The sequence below is a fragment of the Chloroflexota bacterium genome (assembly GCA_035652535.1).
Taxonomy (GTDB): domain Bacteria; phylum Chloroflexota; class UBA6077; order UBA6077; family SHYK01; genus DASRDP01.
Map to the genome: position 1 here is coordinate 1 of DASRDP010000094.1, position 16,984 is coordinate 16,984.

17 protein-coding genes are annotated in these 16,984 nt (G+C 67.8%); 7 read left to right on the plus strand and 10 right to left on the minus strand.

Annotated elements, in window-relative coordinates; translation table 11 throughout:
• Positions 1-341: 341 nt before the first annotated feature.
• Entirely contained in the window at positions 342-2,726 is a 2,385-nt protein-coding gene (locus tag VFC51_11445; GenBank protein HZT07637.1) for a xanthine dehydrogenase family protein molybdopterin-binding subunit, read from the plus strand.
• A 43-nt stretch (positions 2,727-2,769) separates the two neighbouring features.
• Here VFC51_11445 and VFC51_11450 read toward each other — a convergent pair whose 3' ends face one another.
• The 6 genes from VFC51_11450 to VFC51_11475 all read right to left on the minus strand — a co-directional run bounded on the left by VFC51_11450 (position 2,770) and on the right by VFC51_11475 (position 7,886).
• A complete protein-coding gene (locus VFC51_11450; GenBank protein HZT07638.1) occupies positions 2,770-3,801 on the minus strand; it encodes a cobalamin-independent methionine synthase II family protein in 1,032 nt (343 codons plus the stop codon).
• A 43-nt stretch (positions 3,802-3,844) separates the two neighbouring features.
• Positions 3,845-4,735, minus strand: coding sequence for a hypothetical protein (locus tag VFC51_11455; GenBank protein HZT07639.1), 891 nt, complete (start codon positions 4,733-4,735; stop codon positions 3,845-3,847).
• Positions 4,690-5,721: a hypothetical protein gene (locus tag VFC51_11460; GenBank protein ID HZT07640.1), complete on the minus strand. Its 1,032-nt coding sequence runs from the start codon at positions 5,719-5,721 to the stop codon at positions 4,690-4,692. Before VFC51_11460 ends, VFC51_11455 begins: the two co-directional genes overlap by 46 nt.
• A 101-nt stretch (positions 5,722-5,822) precedes the next feature.
• Positions 5,823-5,975, minus strand: a complete 153-nt coding sequence (locus VFC51_11465; GenBank protein ID HZT07641.1) for a hypothetical protein — start codon at positions 5,973-5,975, stop codon at positions 5,823-5,825.
• A gap of 14 nt (positions 5,976-5,989) precedes the next feature.
• On the minus strand, positions 5,990-6,331 hold the full coding sequence (locus tag VFC51_11470; protein HZT07642.1) for a toxin-antitoxin system HicB family antitoxin: 342 nt from the start codon (positions 6,329-6,331) through the stop codon (positions 5,990-5,992).
• A 385-nt stretch (positions 6,332-6,716) separates the two neighbouring features.
• Positions 6,717-7,886 (minus strand): CaiB/BaiF CoA-transferase family protein, encoded by a 1,170-nt coding sequence (locus tag VFC51_11475; GenBank protein ID HZT07643.1) that lies wholly within the window; start codon positions 7,884-7,886, stop codon positions 6,717-6,719.
• A 196-nt stretch (positions 7,887-8,082) separates the two neighbouring features.
• On the opposite strand from VFC51_11475, the gene VFC51_11480 reads away from it, so the two are divergent.
• Positions 8,083-8,550 (plus strand): (2Fe-2S)-binding protein, encoded by a 468-nt coding sequence (locus tag VFC51_11480; GenBank protein ID HZT07644.1) that lies wholly within the window; start codon positions 8,083-8,085, stop codon positions 8,548-8,550.
• Positions 8,551-8,554: 4 nt separating this feature from the next.
• Positions 8,555-9,409, plus strand: a complete 855-nt coding sequence (locus tag VFC51_11485) for a xanthine dehydrogenase family protein subunit M (protein ID HZT07645.1) — start codon at positions 8,555-8,557, stop codon at positions 9,407-9,409.
• Positions 9,410-9,665: 256 nt separating this feature from the next.
• Here the strand turns inward: VFC51_11485 and VFC51_11490 are convergent, their stop codons facing one another.
• Together VFC51_11490 and VFC51_11495 are read right to left on the minus strand one after the other, a co-directional pair.
• On the minus strand, positions 9,666-10,082 hold the full coding sequence (locus VFC51_11490; protein ID HZT07646.1) for a hypothetical protein: 417 nt from the start codon (positions 10,080-10,082) through the stop codon (positions 9,666-9,668).
• Between the two features lie 140 nt (positions 10,083-10,222).
• On the minus strand, positions 10,223-12,133 hold the full coding sequence (locus VFC51_11495; GenBank protein HZT07647.1) for a fibronectin type III domain-containing protein: 1,911 nt from the start codon (positions 12,131-12,133) through the stop codon (positions 10,223-10,225).
• 207 nt (positions 12,134-12,340) lie between these two features.
• On the opposite strand from VFC51_11495, the gene VFC51_11500 reads away from it, so the two are divergent.
• Together VFC51_11500 and VFC51_11505 are read left to right on the plus strand one after the other, a co-directional pair.
• Entirely contained in the window at positions 12,341-13,264 is a 924-nt protein-coding gene (locus VFC51_11500) for an A/G-specific adenine glycosylase (protein HZT07648.1), read from the plus strand.
• Positions 13,265-13,313: 49 nt separating this feature from the next.
• Entirely contained in the window at positions 13,314-14,237 is a 924-nt protein-coding gene (locus VFC51_11505; GenBank protein HZT07649.1) for a PAC2 family protein, read from the plus strand.
• Between the two features lie 435 nt (positions 14,238-14,672).
• Here the strand turns inward: VFC51_11505 and greA are convergent, their stop codons facing one another.
• Positions 14,673-15,143 carry a transcription elongation factor GreA gene (gene greA / locus VFC51_11510; GenBank protein ID HZT07650.1) on the minus strand — a complete coding sequence of 157 codons (471 nt, stop codon included), beginning with the start codon at positions 15,141-15,143 and terminating at the stop codon, positions 14,673-14,675.
• A 220-nt stretch (positions 15,144-15,363) separates the two neighbouring features.
• Between greA and VFC51_11515 the strand changes: the two genes are divergently transcribed.
• Positions 15,364-15,996, plus strand: a complete 633-nt coding sequence (locus tag VFC51_11515; protein ID HZT07651.1) for a hypothetical protein — start codon at positions 15,364-15,366, stop codon at positions 15,994-15,996.
• Positions 15,997-16,011: 15 nt separating this feature from the next.
• Positions 16,012-16,464: an SPFH domain-containing protein gene (locus VFC51_11520; protein ID HZT07652.1), complete on the plus strand. Its 453-nt coding sequence runs from the start codon at positions 16,012-16,014 to the stop codon at positions 16,462-16,464.
• A 24-nt stretch (positions 16,465-16,488) separates the two neighbouring features.
• Here the strand turns inward: VFC51_11520 and VFC51_11525 are convergent.
• Positions 16,489-16,984, minus strand: a 496-nt coding sequence (locus tag VFC51_11525; GenBank protein HZT07653.1) for a lipoyl synthase, incomplete at its 5' end; no start/stop codon positions are given.

The window sequence follows — 16,984 nt, forward strand, 5'->3', positions numbered from 1 at the left end:
ACTATCGCACCCCGTATGCCGCCCTCAAAGCCGAACTGCCGAACATCGACGAGGCCATCCGCTTCCCTATCCCGTTCTTACTCGACGACGTCAGCGTCCGCCTTGGCCCTTGGAGTGGATACCATCTGTTGGCGCATCACCGTCATGACCGAATCCTTCGTCCTGCATGTCCTGTAAGGATCCGAAGATCAGGGCACGGATCCCCCGCTCCGCTCGGGAGGATCCGCTCGGAGCTTGGCGTCCGCATCGCGAAACAGCTATGCTCAGCCCGTTGTGTGGCGCATCTCATCGATCCGCGGCTGGGTTTCAGCGTGCGCAAGCCCGGAACCTTCGGAGGACTCGTGACCGAACATTCCATGGGACCGGCCGAGGCGCGCCGCTCGTGGCTCGGCCGTTCCATCCCTCGCCTGGAAGACGGGCGGTTCCTGACCGGGACCGGGCAGTATGTGGATGACATCTCGGTTCCCGGCATGCTGCACGCGGCCATGTTGCGCAGCCCGTACGCCCACGCGCGCATCGTGAGGATCGACTATCGCCGCGCCCTCGAGATGCCCGGCGTGCACGGCGTGATCACCGGCGAGGACGTCGCCGCGGTGACGGAGCCGGAGAAGGGGTCAAACTACCCCAGCGGTGGGTCGTGGCGCTACATCGCGACCGACCGCGCGCGCTTCGCCGGCGAGATCGTCGCCATCGTCGCGGCGGAGGACCGATACGTCGCCGAGGACGCGCTCGATGCGATCGACGTCGAGTACGAGGTCCTGCCTGTCGTCTCGGATCCCGAGCATGCGACGGACCCCGACCAACCACTCCTCCACCCCGAGGCGCCGGGGGGCAACGCCGCTCTCGACCGCGTATGGGAGGCGGGCGACGTCGAGCGAGCCTTCGCCGAAGCCGACATCGTGGCGCGCGACCGATTCGTGGTGCACCGGCACAGCTCCACGCCGCTGGAGGGGCTGGCGGCGATCGTCAGCGCGGACCCGTCCAGCGATCAGGTTACGGTTTGGGCGAACATCGGGAACCTCGGCCGGTACACAGCGACCGGCCAGGCGCTGCGCCTCGATTACGCCGACATCCGCCTCATCATTCCGGACGTGGGCGGCAGCTTCGGCGTCAAGGCGTGGGTCCACCAGCGGGCGGTGCTCCTCGCCATACTCTCGCGCAAGGTCGGCCGCCCGGTGAAGTGGATCGAGGACCGGCTCGAGCATCTGCGCGCAAGCCACCACGGTCACGGCCGGATCAACGACATGGAGATCGCCGCGAAGCGCGATGGGACGATTCTGGGAATCAAGATGCGCTTCATCGACGATCAGGGCGCGTACGTGTGCCTCAACGAGCCGGCCGGATTGAACCTGCTGCTGGGAAACGGCGTCATTAGCTGCTACGGCATCGAGAACGTGCGGGTCGAGGCGAAATGCGTGCTGACGAACAAGTGCCCAGTCGCCTCGAACCGCGGCTACATGCGCGTCCAGCCCGTCTTCGCCATCGAGCGGATCATCGATCGCCTCGCGCAGGAGCTGCGCCTCGACCCGCTGGACCTGCGGCTGAAGAACTGCATCCCCGCGAGCGCCTACCCGTACCGCACGCCATCGGGCGCCGTCTACGACAGCGGCGACCCGTCTGCGCTCCTGCGCAAGGCGCGGGAGCTGCTCGACTACGAGCGCATGCGCATGGATCAGGCGTCGGAGCGGGCGCGCGGTCGGCTCCTGGGCGTGGGTGTGGCGATGGCTGTGGAGCTGGGCGGCCCGACGCCGATCGACACGGCGACGGTCCGTCTTGGCCCCGACGGGCGGCTGGGTGTCCAGGTCCCCACCCTCGCCCAGGGCCAGGGCCACGAGACGACCGCCGCCCAGATCGTCGCCGACCGGTTCGACGTGGAGCCGAGCAGCGTCCACGTGACGGTCCAGCTCGACTCGCGGACGATGGCATATACGCCGGTCTCCGGGACCTATGCCTCGAAGTTCTCCTCGACGGGCGCGCCCGCGGTGCACGGCGCCGCGCTGAAGCTCTCCCGCGAGCTCAAGACGCTCGCCGCCAACGTCCTCGACGCCGATCCAGAGCGGCTGGAGTTTCGCGACGGCTGGATCGTGGGGCCAGACGGACCCGACCAGCGCCTGAGCCTGCGGGACCTTGCCACACAGGCAAACCGCGCGCCGGAGTCGATGGGGAGCATGGACGTCGACCTGCAGGCGACCTTCCTGTGGAGCTGGCCGAACGTGAACCCCGGCGCCCGGGCCGAGCGCCGGGGCGCCGCCACGTTCACCGTGCTCTGCCACGGCGCGATCGTGGAAGTGGACACGGAGACGGGCGCGGTGAAGGTGCTCAAGTACGTGTCGGTCGAAGACTGCGGACGCTTGTTAAACCCCATGATCGTGCAGGGCCAGACGATGGGCGGCGTGGTGAACGGCCTGGGATGGGCCCTCACGGAGCGCTTCGCCTACGACGAGTCGGGCCAGCTGCTTACGGGGACCTTCATGGACTACCTGCTGCCCCGGTTCACCGACATTCCGGAGCTGGACCTGGCGCACGTCGAATGCCCGACGCCCTTCAGCCCCCTTGGTGCGAAGGGAATGGGCGAGGGCGGCTCGATCCCACCGATGGCGTGCATCGCCGCGGCCGTGGAGGACGCGATCCTGCACCTGGGGGCGCGCATCCGCGACTCGCATCTGTCACCGGAGACAGTGCTCCGGGCGATCCGAAGTGGTGCCTCTCCCAACGTGCCTGGGTGAGGGCTCTCACCCCTGCCACCAACGGCGGCAGGGGAGGGGGAAGTCAACCGCTGATTTCGCGTCGGACGATCTCGGCGCCCGCCACCATCGCGCGGAGCTTTCCGAAGGCGGTTTCTCGCGGCAGGTACTTCATGCCGCAGTCGGGCGCGATGACGAGGCGGTCAGGGGCCACGACCTCGATTCCCCGACGGATGCGGCCCGCGACGATCTCCGGCGTTTCGACGTTGGGGTCTCCCAGGTCCAGAACGCCGAGGATGATCGTCTTGTTGGGTAGCCCCTTAAGGACTGAGAGGTCGAGGTTGGCCTGCGCCGCCTCGATGGAGATCTGCTTCACGTGCGCGTCGCGCAGCTCCGTGAGGAACGCGTATGCCGTTCCTCGGACGGGAACGATCGCCGCGTATCCGAAGCAGAGGTGGAGCGCAGTCGTGCCGTCGATGCCCCGAATGGCCCGGTTGATCGCCTCGACGCCATACGCTCGAGCCTGCTCGGACTTGGCCTGGAGGTAAGGCTCGTCGATCTGGACCACGTCAGCTCCGGCGGCGAAGAGTTCACGGATCTCCTCGTTCAGCGCGTCGGCATAGGCGAGCGCGGTCGCGCGGTCGTCGGGGTAGTAGTCGTTCTGGGCCTGCTGAGACATGGTGAAGGGGCCGGGCACCGTGATCTTGACGCGGCGGTCGGTGTGGGCGCGGAGGAACTGCACGTCGCGCACCTCGACGGGCCGCTTGCGCCGGATCGGGCCGACCACGCGCGGGACGGGATTCGGATGGCCGGTGCGGTCGATCGCCGTGCCCGGGCGCTCGATGTCGACGCCGTCGAGGGCCGTCGCGAAGTGGTTCGAGTAGCTCTCCCGCCGAATCTCCCCGTCGCTGATGATGTCGACGCCGGCGCGCTCCATGGCGTCGATGGCCAGGATGGTCGCGTCGTCCTGGGCCTGCTCGAGGTACTTCGCGTCGACTCGCCACAGCTCGCGGGCGCGAATCCGCGGCGGGAGCCGACCGCGAAGCTTCTCGCGGTCGATGAGCCAGTCCGGTTGCGGATAGCTCCCGACGACGGTTGTGGGCAAGAGATCGACCATTGGGGTTCCTCCCTCGATGAAGCGAATTGTCAGACGATCCGAACTACAGGGCGAGGGCGAGCACGTCGCGGAGCAGATACATCCGGGGCGCATCGGGGGGCAGGTCGGGTCCAAGGTCGTCCGGGCCCGGCGCGCCCGCGTGGCTGGCGGCGGCCTTCCGCTGATTCACGATCGGCCGCGCGTCGGCGCCGGTCTCCAACGCGCTCATCACCTCCGGGTACTCCAGCAAGTCGACGTCTTCCGGCCGGTCGATGCAGCCTGCGCGGGCGAGCCGCGCACCGACCCGTTCCAGGGCCGCGCGTACGAGGGGCGTTCCCCGATCGTGGATCAGCGCGCGCGCCTCGATGCAGACCGCTCGGGCCTCGCCCGCGTCGCCGGGACCCAGGCCCGCCTGGAGCATGACCGTCGGAGCGAAGACGGCGCGCGTGGCCGCGAACCACTGGTTCGCGCGAGTTCGGCGAAGCGGGAGGATCGCCGCCGCCACCTCCCGATCGCCGGCGTCGGCCGGCGCGAACTGCGCCAGGCGGTCGTTGTACTCCGCGACCTCCCGCTTGATGAGACGCTCCCACGAGCCGCGCACGCTGCGTGTGAAGCGCAGGGCGGAGTCGCGCATGCGCGAGAGCTGGGCGGGGAGATCGCGCTCGGCCATCGCCGAGGGGACGGACGCGAGGTACAGCTCGCCGTCGAGCAGGCGCGCGCGAACCTCGTACAGCGGGAAATAGAGGCTCTCCAGGGCCCGCGACACGCCGAAGGCGAAGGCCTCCACGGCGAAGGTGAATTCCAGCGGCGTCGGCGCGCTCGGAAGGGAGCCGCCCGGCTTGAACCAGGTGAGGGCATCGTCCCGCGGGGGCGCCCATGGCGCGCCGGGAGCTGACGAGCCTGCCACTGTCAGGACGCGATGCAGATCGAGCGAATGGGTGACGGCGTCTCGCACACGCGCGTCCACGTGTCGCCCGAGTCGGGGCTGCGCCACACCTCGCCGCCGGGCGCCGACCCGGGCGGCATGTTGGGGGTGTAGTCGCCCAGTCCGATGACGAGCGCCCGGTCGTCGGTCGGGTCGCCGGCGACGGCCCACACCATGCGCTCCATGCTCGATGGGAGGCCGCCGCCGAGCTGCCGCCAGCTCAGCCCGCCATCCGCAGAGCGGAAAAGGGCCGCTTCTGCCTTGGTGGGCCGGAGCCAGGCCGGCGGCGTGCCGTTGGCGGTAGTCATGAACAGGGTCGAGCGCTCGCCTGGACGCAGGACGAAATCGTGCATATAGTCGCGATCCAGGCCGGCCTCGGAGAGGACCCAGCGGCGGCCGAAGTCTTCGCTTCGGTAGAAGGCGCGCGCAGTCGCGGCGTAGACGACGTTCGGCCGGCTCGGGTCGCTCTCCACCATGTGGATGTCGAGATACTCGATGCCGTCGGAGATGTCTTCCCACGTTCGGCCGCCGTCGTCGGTTCGCACGATACCCCCGTGCTCGAGGCCGAGGTACACGATGCGCGAGTCCTGGTGGTCCACGGCGATGCTGAGTACGTGCCCCTCGTGAGGGTACACCGGGAACCACCACTTCTCGCGAACCCTGGGCGGTAGGTTCTGGAGGGCCTCTACCTCGCTCCAGTGGTCGCCGACGTCGGTCGAGCGAAAAAGGCCAATGGGCTCGGTCCCGGCGTAGACGACGGCGGGATCATGGGGATCGATCGCCAGGCTGCGCACGTCTCCCGCGAAGCAGCGGTCCCATTCTCGGCCGCCATCGGCCGCGACGTAAACGCCGTCGCCGGGGACGGCAGCGTAGATCGCGTGGGTCCGAGGCTCGGGCAGGATGGCGGCGGCGCGCTTGCCCTCGAGGGTCGTGCGGTCGAGGCGCCATGTCTCGTCCTCGTCGGCGTAGACCAACACTCCCGCCTCGGTCCCCACGAAGATGCGGTGATCGCCCATGGTGATCGCCTCCTGAGCCGCGTCGCTCGACGCCGCCAGTGTATGCAGGGTCCGGGTCGGGCGTCAATCGACTGCGGCGCCCGTGTGAACGCTCCTCGTGGCTACTCCGAAGTTTCTGCTTTGCCGGCCAGCAGACTCTCGATCTGTTCCAGCCGCTTGTTCGGGCTCAGATCGCTGGCGAGAACGGCTTTGAGCCTGTCCGCATCGAGCACGATCCATAGGTGGCCGGGTTCCGGGCCGAAGGGCGCCTGCATTCGTGGCCAGCTCGTCACGTCCATCCCCGTTTTTGGCCCAGCTCCTTCGCGATCGTGGTCACGATGAACGTGTTAAGGCTCACCCCGTCACGCTCAGACGCTCGGGCGGCCTGGGCGTGCAGGCTCCTGGGCAGGCGGAGCTGGAGCTTGCCGCTATAGGCTTCTGCGGTCCGGGGCATGGGGATCTCGCGGCCCAACTCGATCATCGTTTCGAACCATGCGCGCTTTGCGTCTTCGATCTCGCGCTCAAGGTCCTCCCACCGCTCGGCGCGCGCGGCGAGGCCCGGAAGCTGGGGGAACTCGGCGGCCCAATAATCCCCGTCCCGGTACACTTCCATGCGATACGGGAGCTTCATGTAGGCGTCAACTGCTTTGGGACTAACAGTTGCAGCTATAGTTTCACCATCCCTCCCCGGTGATTAGGGACTGCTCAGAGGCGTCAACTGCTTGGGGACTTGCAGTTGCAGCTATAAGGTCACGCTGATTCTTCGGGTTGCGACGGACAGCTTCTCGTCGCTTGTCGCGAGTCGCCACCACCCCTCCTCTCGGTTCAGCCCCAATAATACTACGCGTGGTACCGTCTTGCGGGGAAGTCTTACCTTCAGGGAAGCCGCACAATGGGTCAGTGATCGGGATCCACGTGCGGGCCGTTATAACCGGTAACATGCTATGGTCCGTGACCCGGCCACAGAACACGCATGCATTGCGTGCGGCGAGTGCGCGCGTGTGGAGCCTCCGCCCCTATGCCAGCCCCAGCTCGCGCTTCACCTCATCCGTGTGCTCCCCGAGCGCCGGGATTCGAGCGGCTCGGCGCGGCATACCGACGACATTGAACGGGTGCGCCAGGGCCGGTACCGGGCCCGCCTCGCTCCCCACCTCGAACCAGCGCTCGCGCGCGGCGTGCTGCGGATGCGCCAGGAGGTCCGCCACGTCGTTGAGTGCGCCGTAGGGGATGTCGGCCGCCTCGAGCGCTTCCTGCGCCGTGGCTCGTGTGTACGGCGCCAGCGCCTCCTCGATCAGCGGCTCCAGGATCGCGCGGTTCTGCACGCGGAGGGGGGTGCTGCGGAATCGCGGATCCTCGATCCATTCCGGCCGGTGCAGGACGTCGGTGCACAGCCGCGCCCACTGGGCCTCGGTCTGCACGGCCAGGCTCACGCTCTCGCCGTCGCCCGTGCGATACGGGCCGTAGGGCACGATCATGGCGTGCCGCATGCCGGCGCGGGGCGTCTCGAGCCCCTTCATCTGATACAGCAGCGGCGGCATGATCCATTCGCTCAAGCAGTCGAGCATGGAGATGTCGATCAGCCGGCCCTCGCCCGTGCGCTCGCGCTCGATCAGGGCCGCGAGGATGGACGAGAGCCCGTACATGGCGGCGCCGATGTCGCCGATGGAGATCCCCACCTTGGCCGGCGCCTCGGGCGTGCCGGTCACGGAGATGATGGCGCTCTCGCCCTGGAGCAGCAGGTCGAAGGCCTTTCGATTCCGGTACGGCCCGTCCATGCCGTAGCCGGAGATGGCGCAGGAGATGAGCCGCGGCCAGCGCGCGTGGATCGTTGGCCAGTCGAAGCCGAGGCGATCGACGGCGCCCGGCCCGAAGTTGTGGAGGAAGACGTCCGCGCGCGCGAGGAGCGCCTCGAGCACGGCGTGGTCGGCCGGCTGCTTCACGTCGAGGGCGACGCTCCGCTTGCCACGGTTGAGCCACACCCAATGCGCGGCGAGGCCGTTCACGACGTGGTCGTAGTGGCGCGCCAGGTCGCCCCCGTTCGGATGCTCGATCTTCACGACGTCCGCGCCGAGGTCGGCCAGGTGGCGGCTGCAGAGCGGCGCGGCCACCGCCTGCTCGAGGGCCACGACCCGCACGCCGTCGAGGGGCAGGCGCATCGCGGATTCGTCGGTGGTTGGGGAGGTCACCGGTCATGGATCTCCGGTCGTTCTCATGGGCGCGCCACATTGTACGAGAGGGATGTCCCGCTCACCCCCTCCCCCACGCGCGGAGGAGAGGGGAGCTCCCCGCCACAGCCTCGCCTTGATCCCGTCCGGGCGCTGGGCTACCATTGCCTCCAGCCACGCGAGCGACGGGGCCGCGCTGGCCCCGGAGGAGGATGCGATGACGGCGCACGTACGCGTCCGAGTGAACGGCGAGCCCAGAGAGGTGGACGTGCCGGACCACCGGCTCCTGATCGACACTATTCGCTACGAGTTCGGCCTCACGGGCACCAAGCTGGGTTGCGGCGTCGGGGTCTGTGGCGCCTGCACGGTGCTGGTTGACGGAAAGATGGTCAGCTCGTGCCTCATGCTCACGGCCCTGGCCGATGGCGCCGAGATCAGCACCATCGAGGGCCTCGCACAGGATGGGGAGCTGGCGCCCATTCAAAAGGGCTTCCTGAAATACGGCGGCTTCCAGTGCGGCATCTGCACGCCGGGCCAGATCATGGCCGCCCACGCGCTCCTCCAGGAGAATCCCCACCCAACCGAGGACGAGATCAAGGACTGGATGATGGGCAACCTGTGCCGCTGCACGGGCTACTACAAGATCATCGAATCCATCGAAAAGACCGCCGCGGGCGAGGTGTGAAACGATGATCCCCTTCCAGTTGCACGCGCCATCGACCCTCGACGAAGCGTTCGACCTGCTGGAGCGATACGGGGAGGACGCTCGCCCGATCTCCGGCGGCACGGCCCTGATCCTGCTCATGGAGCAGCGCCTCGTCCGACCCGAGCACGTGATCGCGCTCCGGGGAATCTCGGATCTGCGACGGCTCGACGCGGCGAACGGCGCCCTCCACATCGGGGCGGGCGTGCCCCACAGGAGCGTGGAGACGAGCGCCGTCGCGCGCGCGAGCTGGCCACTCCTCACGAATGCGTACAGCCGTGTGGCCACGGTACGCATTCGGAACGTCGCCACCGTCGGCGGCGGGCTTGCCCATGCCGACCCGAACCAGGACCCGCCCGCCGCGCTGATCGCCCTCAACGCGCGCGTGGCGATCACCTCCCGCAAGGGGCAGCGCGAAGTTGCCGCCGAAGACCTCTTCCAAGGCTACTATGAGACGGTCCTGCAGCCGGGCGAGCTGATCACCGAGGTCATCGTGCCCCGACCCGAGCGTCCGCCGAAGACGGCGTACATCAAATTCCTGCCGCGCACAGCGGACGACTACCCAACGGTGGCTGTGGCGGTCGCCCTCGACATGGTGGACGGCCGCTGCAACGACGCGCGCATCGCGCTGAACGCGGCGGGCCCGACCCCTATTCGGGCCAAGCCCGCCGAGGACGTGCTGCGCGGCCAAACGCCGACGCCCGAGCTGCTGCGGGCAGCCGCGGCGACGGTGCCGGGGCTCACCGATCCAACCTCCGACCATCGCGGCAGCGCCAACTACAAACGCCGGATGACCGAGGTCTTCACGCGGCGGGCGCTGGAGCAGGCGCTCGCCCTATAGCCCCAACCCCGATCGTGCGCGGGCGGGTGAGTCCGCAAGGCCGTTGAATGCCCTTCGGCGTTGCTCAGGACAGGCCCGTCGAAGGACCCCCACCCCAACCCTCCCCCGCTGCGGCAGGGGAGGGAGCCGACTCTTTCCTCCTCCCGACTGCGGCCGGGGAGGGAGCCGACTTGTTCCTCCTCCCGGCTGCGGCAGGGGAGGGAGCCGGCTCTTTCCCTCTCCCCCGCGCGCGGGGGAGAGGGTGAGGGGCGGTCGCTCAGGCGACCTGCGGTTCGCCCCCCTCGTCGACCGGGTACTCGTGCTCCAGCGCCGCGAGCGCGTCGGGGCGCACCTGCCAGTTGAGGTCGGGGATGCTCTCCGCGTCGACGGCGAGAATCGCCCGCCCGTCCTGAACCCGGGCCACCGCCGTGACCGGAATGTAGAGGACCGCCCCGTCCCTCTGCCGAACCGTGAAGTAGTCGGCTCCGCGGCCGGGCATCGCCTCGCTGTACCCATAGCGCTCTGGCTCGTGCCCCTCCTGCTGGGGCGGGATTCCTATGGCGCCGAAGGTCTCGATGTCTCCTATGTCCGGAAAGATTTCCAGGACCTCCCCGATCTCACGAGCGTCGGCGCCCAGCACCTGCATGTGTGCGGTAAGAGTGGGGGCCGGTTTCCCCTTCCGTTGCGCGGCCATTTGTCCATCCCCGTCCTTTCGCGCGTGAAGAAGCCGTCGTCTTCTGCTGTTGTCAGAAGGAGCTGCTTCCTTTCAGTGTACCGGCAAGGGGGCGGTCCGACTCGTCGGACCGCCCCCTCCGTTCCAGCCCGCTCTTGGCGCTACTGGGAGGTCGTGATGGCGTTGGCCGTATTCGAGGGCAGGCTCTGGTTCCCGGCGTTGTCGACCGCGTAGACCTGGAAGAAGTACGGCGTGCTCGGCGAGAGCCCGGTCACCGTCGCCCCGGTGGAGCTGGAGTTGGTCACCGTCGCCGTGCTGTACGGGCCGGACAGTGCGAGGGAGATGGTCACGCGATACGTGGCGGCGTTGGGCGCCGCGGTCCACGTGAGGGTGGCCGTTGTCGACGTCACGGCGGTCACGCTGACGTTCGTCGGCGCGGCCACCGTTGGGCCGCTGGACGCGGTCGCGGTGATCGACGGCGTGCTCTGATTGCCCGCGTTGTCCATCGCGATGACCTGAATGTAGTAGGTCGTGTTGGGCGTGAGCCCCGTGATCGTCGCCGTCGTGCCTGTCACCGTGCCGCCCGCGGCTGTGGTGAAGGGGCCGTTGGGATTGGTCGACACGGCGACCCGGTAGGACGCGGCGCCCGGCGTGGCCGCCCAGGTGACGGTGAGGCTGGTTCCGGTTGGATTCGTCGCCGTGACGCCAGACGGCGGCGCGAGGATCGCCGATCCGAAGCCAGGCAGGTTCATCGCCGCGGCTGGGGCGACCGTCTCGAGTCCGTTGGGATCGACCGCCCGGACCTGGAAGAGATAGGTCTGACCGGGCGTGAGATTCGCGACCGTCGCATTCGTCGCCAGCGTGCCCGTCGTCTGCGGGACGGTCTGCACGACGCTGAAGTTGAGCGGCTGCGAGATCGTGGTTTGATAGATGCGGTAGGACTGCGCGCCCGGCGTCGCGATCCACGTGAGCGAGATGTTGCCGCCCGGCGGCGCCACCACGGTGAGGGTGGCCAGATAGTTCCCCGCGCCGGGTGGCGGCGGGGCATAGGGCGGCTGGCCCCCGTATGGCGGGTACTGGGGTGGAATCGGAGCGCCGTACTGGTCGTATGGCGGCGGCGGCACGTTCGGTCCGTACTCGCCCGGCGAGTTGTAGAAGGGGCCCTCGCCGTAGGGGTTTGGACTGTAGGTGTTCGGGTTGTACTGGCCGCTCGGGGCTCCCGCGCTGACCACGATCGAGCCGCGCATGTTAGGGTGGATCGAGCAGTGGTACGTGAAGCTACCAGGATTGTTGAAGATCATGGAGTAGCTCTGGCCCGGCGCGAGCCGACCGGAATCCCACGCGCTGTTGTCAGCCGTGGCCGTGTGCGTCGTCGAGTCGTTGTTGGTCCAGGTCACGGTGTCGCCGACCGAGATGTTGAGCGTCGGCGGCCGGAACTGGAAGTTCGCGATCGTGACCGGCACAGCTGGCCGAGCCGACGGCGCCTGGGGCGGAATGTTCGCCGGTTGCGCCGCGAGCCCGGGCGGCGGAGTAGGGCGCGCCGCGGGCGGGGGTGGCGCGGGCGGTGGAGTGTAGCCGTACGGCTGCTGCGGGGCCGGTGGCGGCGCGGGCGCGGCTTCGGCCGGCGCGGCGAACGCCGTGGCATACCACTGGGCGCCGAAACCGAGCGATCCGTCGCCGTTCGTGTCGCCCGGGTTCTGGTCCCCGGAGAAGTAATAGAGAGGCCAATTGTCGAGGGTGACTTGCCACGACCCATCGTCCCGCTCAATCACCCCGAGGCTTCCCGGCAGCCCGTCGGGTGGGACGAGGTCGCCGTCAATGGTGTACGGCGGCCATACGGCCGCGCAGTCGCCGTAGCAGTTGCTCGCGCCCTCCGCGTCGCCATCCCAGGTGTACAGCGTCCACCCGGACGGGTCCGTCAGCAGCGTTCCGTAGGTGTCGCTCGGCACGAGCGCCACCGTCGGCGCCTCCTGCGCCAGCGCGGCGGTTGATACGGGAAACGTGGCGACCATCGCGGCCACGATCGCCACGGGAATTACTCGCGTGAGAGACGTCCATCGTTGACGATTCACGATTTTCCTCCAGTGCTTGGGCAGCCCACTTCGCAAAACAACGACTGTATCCTTGGGGGTCAGCTGACGGCGAGGCAGCTGGACGAAGTCACCCCCTGTCTTATCCAACGCTTAATTCTAGACGACGTTACCGTTCACGGCCGTAACACGATTGCAATGAATCGCTCAGTCCGTAACGGAAGCGGGTGGTAGAATCATGCTACTTCCATGGAAGATTCCGGCGACCTAGGCCGCTCCCGCGCGGCAGCCACCCCCGACCTCCAAAGGGCTGTGCTGGACTGGTACGCCAGCAATCGACGCGACCTGCCCTGGCGTCGAACACCGAGCCCCTACCGGACCCTCGTGTCGGAGATCATGCTGCAGCAGACGCAGGTGGACCGGGTGCGCTCCGCGTTCGAATCCTTCGTGGAGCGCTTTCCCACCTTCGAGGCCCTCGGGCGCGCCGAGCGTTCGGACGTCGTGCGCGCCTGGGCAGGGCTCGGGTACAACCGCCGCGCCGTTCACCTGCACGAGCTCGCGCGCGTCGTCGTCGAGCGGTACGGGGGCTGTCTCCCGGCGGACTATGGCTCGCTCACGCGGCTTCCGGGCATCGGCCGGTATACGGCCGGGGCGATTCTCAGTATCGTGTACGGGCAAGATGTGCCCGCGCTGGACACGAACGTCCGGCGCGTCATCACTCGCGCGTGCTTCTCGCCGACGGTCGCGGCGCGCCCCCGCGACCTGGCCGAAATGGCCCGCGATCTCGTTCCCGAGGGGCGCGCGAGCGACTGGAACCAGGCTCTCATGGACCTCGGCGCGACCGTCTGCCTCAGCCGGCGGCCGCGCTGCCTCATCTGCCCGATTCGCCGATGGTGTTCGAGCGCTGGGCGCGTCGCCTCGGGCCCGCGGTCGCCCGGCAAACAGCCACCGTTCGCCAGCTCCATGCGGTACTATCGGGGCCGGCTGCTCGACGAGCTGCGCGCCCTTCCGGCGGGAGCCGTCGCGCCGCTCCCGCACATCGCCTCGCGTCTGGCGGCGGCAGGCGTCGCGGAACCACCGGCGGGATGGGAGACCGTCAGCCGTAACCTTGCTCGCGATGGTCTCGTGCGCATCGACGAAGGGCCGGAGGCTCTGGAATTGGGCCTGGCCTAGATTCTTCTCCCGATTGCGAATGAGGGGGAACCGGGAGCACAATGAAGGCATGTCACACGTCCGCTACATCGAGGAACCGAAGCTTCGACGTCCCGTTCTGATCCTGGCCTTCGCTGGGTGGAACGACGCGTCCGAGGTCGCGACGACGTCCGTGAAGTTCCTGTCGACGCGATGGAAGGCGAAAAAGTTCGCTGACATCGACCCGGAGGAGTTCTACAACTTCGCGCGCGTTCGGCCGCACGTGCACATCGAAGAAGACTTTTCCCGCACCATCACGTGGCCGGAGAACACCTTCTACTACCACGTCGACCCGCTCCTGGATCGCGACTTTGTGCTGTTGTTGGGGATCGAGCCGAACCTGAAGTGGCGCACGTTCTGCGAGGAGGTGCTCCACGTCGCACACGAGGCGGGCGTCACCAGCATGCTTTCCCTCGGCGGACTGATCGCAGACGTGCCCCACACGCGCCCGCCGAGGCTGACGGCATTCTCATCCGATCCCGATCTGACCGCACGGTTCCCCGAGCTGGCGCTTCGGCGAAGCCGATACGAGGGCCCAACGGGGATCGTCGGCGTCCTGTCCGACGTATTCACCAAGTCGGGCATCCCGGTCGGGAGCATTTGGGGGAACGTTCCGCATTACATCTCGGCGTCTCCCAACCCGAAGGTGGCCCACTCGATCCTGTCGCGCTTGAACACCATTTACGGGCTCGGGCTGGAGCTGTCTGAGCTGGAGCGCGCCGGTCGCCGCTTCGAGCGGCAGGTGAACGAGGCTCTGTCCAATAATCCTGAGGTCCAGCAGTACGTCAGCCAGCTCGAGGCGCGCGAGGAGCCAACCGAGGAGGAAGCGCCTCCCCAGCGACAGGCCGAGGGCCCCGTCGACCTGCCGCGCGGTGAGGACATCGTGCGCCAGCTCGAGGAGTACCTGCGGCAGCAAGCGACGGAGAAGGAAGAGGGCAACGGCGACTCTTCCTAGGGCGGCGGACGGAACTCGTCATTCTGTAGCCGCGGGCGAAGAATCTGCGGGCGGATTACGGCGACTGACGGGAACCTTCGTTTTGCTTTCGGTGTCAGCCAAGCTTCGGCCGCGCCTCTAGGCGACCGGTGTTCCCGGGGAGATTCCGCCCCCTCACCCTCACCCTCTCCCCCGCGGGGGAGAGGGAACAAGTGGGCTCCCTCCCCTGCCGCAGCGGGGGAGAGGGAACAAGTGGGCTCCCTCCCCTGCCGCAGCGGGGGAGGGCTGGGGTGGGGGCCCTGAAAGGCCTGCCCTGAGCGAAGCCGAAGGGCTCAGGGCGAGCGGCGAGAGCAAGCCCGTTCGTGGTGAGCTTGGCGAACCACGGGCGGGCGGCGCTGGACCTTCGACGCGATAAGCCCATGAGTACGGCTCAGGATGAGCGGATCTCGCGTCGCGTCAGCGTACTTCCACGATCGTGAGCGCGCGCTCCCCGGCCGGCGTTTCGACGCGGACCTGGTCGCCCGCGCGGTGGCCCAAGAGCGCCTGACCGACCGGCGAAGTCTGGGAGATGCGCCCTTGCCGCGGGTCTGCCTCGAAGTGGTCGACGATGATGTACTCTTCCTGCTCGCCTTCCGCGTCCCGGATGATGACGTGGGCGCCGAGCCCCACCTCGGAGTGCGCCTCGCCGTGTTCGGCGACGACTTCTACCTCCGCCAGCGTGCGTTCGAGCTCAGCGATCCGCTGTTCGAGCAGCGCCAGCTCGGTCTTTGCGTCTTCGTAGGCCGTGCTATCCCCGGAGTCGCCGTGCGACTCCTCCCGGGCCTGCCTGATTCGTTCGGCCACCTCCTGCCGGCGGACGTGGGTGAGATTTTCGAGCTCTGCGTTGAGCCGGGCCAACCCTTCCTGGGTCAGACGGATCTTCGCCATGGGAGCCTGTCATCCTTTCTCGCCTCAGTTGTCGCCGCGGGAGGTTCTTGAACCGGCGTCGGCGCAAGAGATTGGCTGGCATTCGATGGATCGCGTCTTTTTAGTGAATCCCCGCACACAATGCAAGTGGGACGCTCGGTGGCGACTCTCCCACATTTTCGCGCACCGGAGCGTCCGATTCTGCGTTGACTCACTACATATGAGTCTATATGATGACGCCGTGTTGGACCCATCGAACGTTTTCCTCATCATTTTCATGGTTTCAATGGGTCTCACCTTCGCATCCTTTGCGCTGGGCATCGGGCACCTACCGGGCTTCCACGCGGGGGATGGCGGGGTGGAGGCCGCGCCCGGAGGCGCCGGCCATCTGGATTTCGGGCACGGGCATTTCCACCTGGACGCCGGCGGCGTATCGCCTCTCAACATGGCGACGATCCTCGCGTTCCTCACGTGGTTCGGCGGCGCCGGGTACGTTCTCTCCTCTACGTTCGCATTCGAGGGGTGGGCTGCCGCGGTCCTGGCCGGCCTCACGGGTCTCGTCGGCGCTGGAATCGTCTTCGTCGTCCTGGTCCGCGTCCTGATTCCTGGCCAGACACCCTATCTCAGCGCTGACGACTTCGATCTCGAGGGAACGATCGGGCGGCTCACTGTGGCTATCAGACCGGGCGGAACGGGCGAGCTCGTCTTCAGTTTGGGGGGCACGCGCCACGCGATTGGGGCGCGAAGCATCTCGGGTGACGCGATCGAACGAGGGGCAGAAGTCGTCGTCGTGCGGGAGGAGCATGGGATCGCCTTCGTGCAGAAGTTCGAGGAGATGCTGACCGAACGCCTGGGACACGCCCGGGCGCCCTAGAAGGAGAGGGTGCCAATGACAGCCACCGCCGTCATCGCAGCCTTACTGGTCGTCGCCATCATTCTCATCCTCGCCATGCTGGCGAGCATATTCCGCAAGGTCGGTCCGAACCAGGCCCTCGTGATCTATGGGTTCGGAGGGACGCACATCGTGCAGGGCGGCGGTCGCGTGATCTGGCCGATGGTGCAAACCGCGCGGGAGCTTTCGCTCGAGCTGATGTCGTTCGATGGATCGCCGCAGCAGGACCTCTATACGAACCAGGGCGTTGCCGTGAACGTGGAGGCCGTGGCGCAGATCAAGGTGCGCTCGGACCCGGAGAGCATCCGGACGGCGGCCGAGCAGTTCCTCACCAAGGACCAGGACCATCGCGAGGTGGCGGACCTCTTGACGCGACTGCAAGAGGTCCAGCAGTCGCATCCGCAGCCTCCTGCGCCCCGGGCCGACGACAGGCCGCCAGCGAACGGGTGACAGCGACTCACGGCGAGCGGAGGGTCAGCGTTCCCCCCCGGCGGCAGCGGTTTGCTCGTGCGCATGGTACGAGCTTCGCACCAGCGGACCAGCTTCGACGTGCCGAAATCCGAGACCTTTCGCCGTCTCGCGGAATCGATCGAACGCGTCCGGTGGGTAGTACGCGGCTACCGGCAGATGCCAGACGGAGGGGCGCAGATATTGCCCAATTGTCAGTATATCGACCTGCGCGGACGCCAGATCGGCGAAGGTCGATTCCAGCTCAGTCTCTGTCTCGCCGAGGCCAACCATGATGCCAGACTTTGTGATGGCGGCGGGATCGAGCGTCTTGGCGCGGCGGAGCAGCTCCAACGACCGTGCGTAGACCGCTCGGGGTCGAGCCCGGCCGTACAGCCGGGGCACCGTCTCGACATTGTGATTGAGGACGTCGGGGTGCGCGTCCATGACGAGGCCCAGGGCGTCCCAGTTGCCCCCGAAATCGGGCACGAGGACCTCCACCGCCGTACCGGGCGCGCGCGCG